The organism is Luteibacter yeojuensis, assembly GCF_000964085.1.
Classification (GTDB): domain Bacteria; phylum Pseudomonadota; class Gammaproteobacteria; order Xanthomonadales; family Rhodanobacteraceae; genus Luteibacter; species Luteibacter yeojuensis_A.
Window position 1 is genome coordinate 1 of record NZ_JZRB01000063.1, and the last position, 8,187, is coordinate 8,187.

Annotated in this window: 4 protein-coding genes; 1 reads left to right on the plus strand and 3 read right to left on the minus strand. The window is 66.1% G+C overall.

Translation table 11 applies throughout. The annotated features are described in order from the left end of the window. The first annotated feature begins 38 nt into the window (after positions 1–38). Positions 39–539 (plus strand): TPM domain-containing protein, encoded by a 501-nt coding sequence (locus tag VI08_RS19430; RefSeq protein ID WP_045831297.1) that lies wholly within the window; start codon positions 39–41, stop codon positions 537–539. 122 nt (positions 540–661) lie between these two features. Here VI08_RS19430 and VI08_RS19435 read toward each other — a convergent pair whose 3' ends face one another. The 3 genes from VI08_RS19435 to VI08_RS19445 form a co-directional block, all read right to left on the minus strand. After that, the gene (locus VI08_RS19435) at positions 662–3,682 is read right to left on the minus strand and encodes a TonB-dependent receptor (RefSeq protein WP_045831298.1); all 3,021 of its coding nucleotides are present in this window, start codon (positions 3,680–3,682) and stop codon (positions 662–664) included. A 323-nt stretch (positions 3,683–4,005) separates the two neighbouring features. Further along, complete coding sequence (locus VI08_RS19440) at positions 4,006–6,888, minus strand: TonB-dependent receptor plug domain-containing protein (protein WP_045831299.1); 2,883 nt, start codon at positions 6,886–6,888, stop codon at positions 4,006–4,008. Between the two features lie 118 nt (positions 6,889–7,006). After that, a partial coding sequence (locus VI08_RS19445) for an alpha/beta hydrolase family protein (RefSeq protein ID WP_045831300.1) occupies positions 7,007–8,187 on the minus strand: 1,181 nt, incomplete at its 5' end.

Consider the following 8,187-nt stretch of genomic DNA (forward strand, 5'->3'; position numbering starts at 1 on the left):
GGCAGTTTTGGCGGCGGTGGCTCGTCGGGGAGCTGGTGATGACGATGCAACGCGCTATCACCAACGTCTTCGGCGGCTGGTTCCAGATCGGCCGGCAGTTCCCCACGGAAACCCTCGACGCCATCGCGGCGCGCGTTGCCGCTGGCGAGCGTACGCACCGCGGCGAACTGCGCGTCGCGATCGAATCCCGCCTGCCGCTGCCCGCGGTGCTCGAGGGTGTCACGGCACGCGACCGCGCCACGGCGCTGTTCGCGCACCTGCGTGTATGGGATACCGAAGAGAACTGCGGCGTGCTGCTGTACGTGCTGCTTGCCGAGCACCGCATCGAGATCGTCGCCGACCGCGGCATCGTGGCGCGCGTGGGGGCGGGGGAGTGGGATGCCATCACGGCGCACATGCGCGATGAGTTCGCGAAGGGCCACTTCCGCGAGGCGGCGCTTACCGGTGTGGACGAAGTAGCGGCGCTGCTGGCGCGGCATTTCCCGTCCGATGGCACGCCGCGCACCAACGAACTTCCGGATGCCCCGCTCGTGCTTTGACACGAGGGAATGAACCGGCGCGAAAGCGCGGCACGGCGACCGCCATCCAAACGAGGGGAACGAACAACAAAAAAGGCCGCCCCGGAGGGCGGCCTTTTTCTGTTGCATCGTACGGCTTCGAATTACAGGCTGAAGTCGTACTGCACCATCAGGCGCATGTAACGCGGCGTCTGGTAGTACGTCGGCACGCGGTAGGTCGAGTTGTAGTAGTTCGAGTCCGCACCGTTCTCGCCGATCTCGTTGATGGCGGTCTTGGTGTCGTTGTTGAACAGGTTGATCACGTCGAGCTGCACCGTCAGGCCCTTGGCGTACGCCGGGGTGTAGACGACGTTCGGGCTGATCGACCACTGCCACGGCAGGCGCTTGGCCGTGCCGCGCGACGAGATCTTGCCGTCGCAGTAGAAGAACTCCGAGTTGTAGCTCGGGATACCGCCGACGGTTTCGTCGCCGCCGCCGAAGCAGCTGGTCGGGCGGCCGGACTCGAGCAGGCCGTTGACGCCCACCTGCCATTCCGGGGTGATGCGGTAGCCGCCGTACACCTTGAAGCTGTGGCGACGATCGTTCGGCAGGTAGCCGGTGGCGCCGACCATCAGTTCCGGGTAATCGAACGCGCTGGTGGTACCCGTATCCATCTGGCCGTTATCCGACTTCACCAGGCCTTCCGTGTTGCCACGGTTCTTCGACCAGGTGTACGACGCATTGACGTACCAGTTGTCGGTGGCCTTCTCGGCCGAGAGCGTGACGGCTTCGTACGTGCGCTTGGCCTTCTCGCCGAACGCCGTGCCCGGCAGGGTGACGTTGCGCAGCTGGCCGCTGCCGTCGAGGTCGACATCGACCGAAACCTTGCTGCCCGGGTTGTAGATGAAGCAGCCCGGCATGGTGGCCGGCGGGGTGAACTGGTCGCCGTTGGCGTCCATGTCCAGGCCCAGCGACTTGCCGTAAGCGTAGAACGGGCGCCAGTCGCAGGTGTCGTCGATGGCGTTGTTGAGCTTGCGGTAGGTGGCCTTGGCACCGACGACCCAGTCGTTCAGGAAGTCGTTGTCGCTGGTGATGCGGTGCTGGATGCCGAGGATGAACTCATCCTGCGAGTACGGCTTCAGGTCCTTCGTGGCGACCGAGCGCGGATCCGGGGTGGAGCCGTTCTCGCCGTTCACGATCGACTGGCCGCTGAGCGGGGCGCCCAGTTCCGGCACGCCCGTGACCGGGTCGATGCTCTTGTAGGAGAAGTTCTGGATCGTGTAGTACGACGCGGTGGCGGCGCGCAGGGCGACGTTCGCGGCGATCGGCAGCGAGTAACGGCCGGCGGTACCGAACACCTTGGTGGTCGAGTCGCCGAACACATCCCACGAGAAGCCGAGGCGCGGCTGCCAGATGTTGCCCTGGCGGACGAAGTTCTGTGCAGCGCCGTTCTTGTTGTTGAACGAATCGTTGCGCACGCCGATGTAGGCGAGGAACTTGTCGCTGACCTGCCAGTTATCCTGCAGGAACCACGACTTCTGGTCGATCGCGACCGAACCACCCGTGCGGTAGTTGTACTGCGAGACGTAGTCGTTGCCCGCGGCGTTGGTGCGGTAGTACCACAGCGAACCACCGGCGTAGCTCTGGCCGGCATCCGAGCTCCACTTCTCGCGCGAGAAGCCGCCCGACAGGTCGTGGTCGCCCACCTTCCAGTCGAGGTCGACGCGGTAGGCCGTGCGCTGGTCTTCGCCGTTGAAGCGGTCGATGGTGCTGGCGAGGTAGCAGGAGTGCACCGGGTCGGTCGTGCCGCTCAGCGTGCTGCTGCGGCGGTCGATGACGTACGGGCAGCCCTGGTTGGCGCCGTTGATGTTGCCGTCGTACTTGGTGACGGTGCCATCGGCCGAGGTGTAGTCCGAGGAGTTCTTGGACTTCATCTTGCCCCACTGCGCCGACAGGGTGAGGTCGTCGGTGAGGTAGCTGGTGTACTTGAACACGTTGACGGCGCCACCGGTCTTGACGTGGCGGCGACCCAGGTAATCGTTGGTGAACGGCTTGCCGTCCGCATCGATTTCCGAGGTGTAGTACTGGTTCGTCGTGTGCTTCGTGTTGTTCATCCCCGTCCATTCGAGGATGTTCGAGTCATTGATGTTCCAGTCCATCTTGATGAGATAGAAGGGATCGCTGTACTCGTTGCGCTGCGCGGCGGCCGACGACGTGGCGCCCGGGTAGGCCGTCTCGGTTTCCTTGTGCGACTGGAAGATGCCGTAGAAGAAGAGCTTGTCCTTCACCAGCGCGCCACCCAGCCAGGCCGAGTAGACGTTGTCCTTGTCGCTGTTCTTCTGGTAGGTGCGGTAGAGGTTACCGTCCTTCGTGTAGGTGGTGGGCTGCTGCTCGCGGCCCCAGGCCGGGGTGTACACCCACGACGCGCCACCCTTCCACTCGTTGGTGCCACGCTTGGTGATCACCGAGGTCACGCCGCCGGTCGAGAAACCGTACTGGGCGCCGTAGCCACCGGTCTGCACGTCGAGCTGCTGGATGGCCTGGAACGGCACTTCCGAGAACGACAGGTTGTTGTACAGGTTGGTGACGTTGAAACCGTTGACGTAGTAGCTGTTCTCGGCGACCGAGGCGCCGCCGAACGACGGCAGGTTGCCGAAGGCCGAGTCGCCCTTGACGGTGCCCGGGGTGAGCGCGGCGACGTCGACGACGTTGCGCGGCACCGGCAGCTTGTCGAGCTTGTCTGCCGTGAAGCTGGTGCGCGACTCGACCGACGCCACGTCGATGGCGGTGAGGGCGTTGGCCGACACGGTGACGGTGTCGAGGGCCTGCGCGCTGGTGGTGCCGCCATCGGCGGCGGCGAAGTTCAGCTGCGCCGACTGGCCGGCGATGACGTTGATGTCACGCGTGGATACTGTGGCGCCGTTCTCGACGACGTTGACGCGGTAGCTGCCGATCGGCAGCGACGAGGCACGGTAGTGGCCGGTGGGGTCGGCGACGACGGTGCGCGAGGCGCCCGAGCCGAGGTTCTGGATCTGGATGGTCTGCGAGGCCGCGGCGGTGCCGTAGATGTCGCCGACGGTGCTCTGCGCATAGGCGGAACCGGCCAGCAGGCAGGCGCCCAGGGCGGAGACGAGCGCAGTGCGCTTCAGCACGCTGGCGCGCGTGCTCAGGGTGGTGCTTGTCATGAGGTCAAAAACTCCCTGGCCCTGCAGAAACTGCAAGGCTGAACAGCTTGTAGTAGCACCGCTGGGCGGCACTCGTTTGTGGGTGTGTGAGGTAATCGGCGTGGGGACACCGACGTCGCGCCAACCCCTGGGCGCATGGCGACGTAACACGAACATAACGCCGTCGTCATCTGACTGCAAGCGTTTACGGCTTTTCGTGCTTTATCGCTTTGAATATCGCTATTTACTGCGACTGAATAAATGCGAACGGTTCGCATCGCAATACGAATATGTGGGAGCGCGCTTGCGCGCGATCGCGCGCAAGCGCGCTCCCACATGGCTTGTCAGAAACGCTGCTGGTAGCCGATGTAGAAGTAGCGATCGATATCAAACGCGGGGTTGTAGGGCGGGCTGCCGCCGCCGGCGCTGGAGACGTTGTAGTAAAACGGGCCCTTGCGCGCGAAAACGTTGTTGACGCCCACGCGCACATTGCCGTTCCACGGCGTGGCCCAGCGGAACTGCAGGTCGTTGAAGGCGACGCCGCCCTTGCGGCTGATGCCCTGGCCGCCGCTGATGACGTTGGGCGTATCGGGCTGGTTGCATTCCTGCGTCGCCGACCAGCACGAATCCTTCAGGCCGGAGTAGTAACGCACGGTCCATGTGGCACCGAAGCGTTGCCATGACCAGTCGAGCGTGAGGTTGGAACGCACGCGGTAAAGCCCCTGCACGCCGTTCATGTAACCGGCGAGTTGGCGCGGCTCGGCACTGGCGCTGCTGCGCTGCGTGTAGTCCTTGAGGTAGGTGCTGTCGGACGTGAGTGCGAACTCGCCGAAACGCGTGGCCGGGAAACGGTAGTGCAGGCCGAGGTCGTAACCCTCGGTGCTGAGCGAACCCAGGTTCACCAGGGTTTCGTCCAGCGCGGTGATACTGCCGTTGGGCGCGCGGGTGAAACGGCCGCAATACGTCGGGTCGTTGCGGACGTAGCAGAAATTGAGGATGTCGCCCGCGAGTATCGGCGTGATCACATCGCGGATATCGACCTTGTAATAGTCGAGCGTCATGTCGAGCCCGTCGAGGTACGTGGGGCTGTACACGAGGCCGGCAGTGCGCGTGATGGACGATTCCGGCTTAAGGCGCGGATTGGCGCCGGTGCGGAACGCCGATGGATTCTGCCCGCCGGTGTTCGACGTGATCTGCGCGCCCGACTGGTCGACCTGGCGGTAATTGGCTGGCACGCCCGCCGCGCCGCAGCGGGCTCGCACGCCCGCGTCGGTGGCGGCGGCACCGAAGGTGCTGTCGCAGGGGTCGAGGAAGCTCTCGAAACTCTCCGCCGAGCCGGCGTAGAGATCGGCCACCGTGGGCGCGCGGAAGCCTTCGGCGTAGGTGCCGCGCAGCAGCAGGTCGTCGAAGGGTTTCCAGCGGAAGCTGTACTTGTTGTTCGTGCGGCCGCCAAACGCCGTGTAGTGCGAGTAGCGCGACGACGCATTCACCGCCAGTTCCTGCGCCAGCGGTGCGTCGGTCAGCAGGGGCACGTCGAACTCGAGGTAGGCCTCGTTCACCGCGTAGCCACCGCTGGTTGGGTCGCTGGCGAGCTGCGTGGTGAGCCCGGCGGCATCGGCCGGGTCGGGGACATAGCGGCCATCTTCGCGGCGGTGCTCGACACCGCCCGCCACGCGCAGCGTGCCGGCGGGCAGGTCGACCAGGCCACCGGTGAGGTTCGCGACGATATCGTTGGTGCGGGTGGTTTCGTGCGCGGTGGTGGTGGAGGCCACGTAGCGCCACACCGCATCGGGCGTGCCGCCCGGGCCGGCCAGGATGTTCCAGGGCACGCAGCCGGCCGCGCGGTCGGCCGCGCTGGCGCACGCCACCTGGCCATCGATGGTGGTGGTGGGGCCGAGCGCCTTGCGGGCGTTCACCAGGTTGATGTTGCCGCTGGTGGTGCGGCTGGCCCGGTCTTCGGAGTAGGCGTACGTGACGTCCCAGTTCCAAGCGTGGTCGAGCCACTGGAACGTGCCTTCGAGGCCCGCGTCGGCGTGGAACACCTTCGACTTGGCCCAGTCCATGCGCGGCAGCTCCACCGTGCGACGGAAGAACGAGGTGCTGTTGCCGGGGAAGGGGTTGTAGGCGTTGGCCGGGTCGATGAAAAGACCATCGGCGCGGCCGGTGTCGCTGCGCAGCGGGTAGCCCGAGGCCTGGCTGCGCGTATCGCGCACGCCATAATTCACCATGCCACGCAGCGTGATGTCGTCGGTGAGGTTGTAGCGCCCCGTGGCGAACAGGTCGCGCAGCTTGCTGCCGGCGCGGAAGCTCATGTCGCGCGCGGTGTTGTATTTATCCGCGACGCTGTTCGCGTCATAGGGGTGGTAATTCGCAGGGCTCGCCGTATCGGTGGCGCCGTGGTTGACCACATAGCGGTTGCCAGTGGCCGGGTCCACCACCCCGCCGTACGGGCCCATGGCATAGCCATCCAGCGGGTGGCGCGGGCCGTAGGCGCTGGCCGTGGTGCCGCGCTTGCTGTCGTCCAGCGTGTCGGCATCCTCGTAGCTGGCGCCAAGGATGAGCGACGAGCGCTCGGTGCTGCGGCCCCAGGTGAACGTGCCGTTCTTCTGCGCGCCATCGCCCTTGCCGTTGACGCCGTAGAGCACGTCGGCCGTGGCGCCTTCGAAGCGGTCGGTGGTGATGATGTTCACCACGCTGCCGATGGCATCGGAGCCGTAAATGGACGAGGCACCGTCCTTCAGCACCTCGATGCGCTCGACGATGGCGAGCGGGATGGTGGAGAGATCGGTCAGGCCGCCCAAGCTGGTGGTCCAGCGGCGGCCGTTCACCAGCACGAGGGTGCGCACGGCGCCCAGGTTGCGCAGGTTGACGTAGCGGCCACCGGCGTCGTTGCTGGAGGAGAGCGTATCTTGCGGCGTGACCTCGGGCGTGCCCGCGGAAGGCATGCGGGCCACCACGTCGCCCAGGCTGGTGAGGCCCGTGGCGCGGATGGCGGCACGGTCCATGCTGAAGACGGGCTGGGCGGTCTCGACGTCGATGCCGCGGATGCGCGAGCCGGTGACGGTGACGTTGACCGGGGCCAGCATCTCGGCTGGCGAGGTGGGGTTCCGGGCTGGCGTGGTGTCCTGGGCGAGCAGCGCCCGGGGCCCAAGGCAGCCGAGCAGGGCCACGGCAAGCACCGCCCGCCGCGCCGCGACGTGGCGCTTCAGCCCACTACTGACGACCATACCCCGACAACCTCCCGATCTTCGCCTGGCACCACCCGGGCCATGCGATCACGCGAACATAACGCGTGCGGGCGCGCCGGGCAACCGCCGGGGGTCACGGCGGTTGCCCGGCGGGGCGTCAGGGGGCGGCTGTTTTCGCCGCCGCCCCGTCACCGATGTTGCGGTCGAGGAACGCCGCCAGCTTCGTGTAGAACTCCTCGACGTTCTCGGGCTTTACGAAACCGTGCTTCTCTCCTGACTTGGTGAGCGTCTCGTACGGCTTGTGCGCGGCATCCAGGGCGGCTTTCATCGCCTTGAACTGGGCGAACGGGGCACGCTCATCGTCCTCGCCATGCACCAGCAGTATCGGCAGGTCGAGCTTGGCGGCCTGGTGGGTCGGCGACATGTCGGCCATGGCGGCCGGGTCGTTGCCCACGGCCAGGTCGAGGTAGCTGCGGCCCGACGTGGTCGCCTTGATGTCGCCCTTGGTGTACATCATGGGCAGGTCGTAGATGCCGGCGTAGCCCACCGCGCACTTGAACATGCCCGGCGCGCGGGTGGGCGCCATGAGTGCCGAATACCCACCGAAGCTCGCGCCGAACACGCACACGCGGTCGGCGTCGACGAGGTCCTGGCCAATGGCCCACTTCACGCCATCGATCAGGTCGTCCTGCACGCGCGTGCCCCACTTGCGGTAGCCCGCCTCGATGAACGCATTGCCGCGGCCACCCGAGCCCCGGTAGTTCACTTGCATGACGAGGTAGCCGCGGTTGGCAAGGAACTGGGCATCCCAGTCGAACGCCCAGGTGTCGGAAATGCCGTGCGGGCCGCCATGTGGGAGCAGCACCATCGGCAGGTGGCTCTCGGCCTTGCCCTTGGGGAAGGTAAGGATGGCCTCGAGTTCCTGGCCATCGCTGGCCTTGAAGCGCACGGGGCGGCGCTCGGCCATCTTGGTCGGGTCGATCCACGGGGCCTCGGCGAACAGCACGCTCACCTTGTAGGTCTTGGTATCGATCAGCATGACGCGGCCGGGATCGCGGTCGCTCCACACCTCGAACATCAGTTCGCTGCCGTCTTCGCTGTAATCCACGAAGCTGACGAACGAGCCGGGGAATTTCTGCGATAGCGCCATGTGCAGGCGAGCGACCGGGTCCTGCGGGTTCACGTAGGTGACCTTCGGAATGCCGGTGACCGGGCGCGTGCCGAACGGGCGGAGCGGGGCGGGCGTCCACAGGCCGCCGCTGGTGACGTCGCTGAAATCGTCCTTGGCGATGACGCGGCGGTTGCCGCCATCTTCGTCCTGCTCGACGAATTCACCGC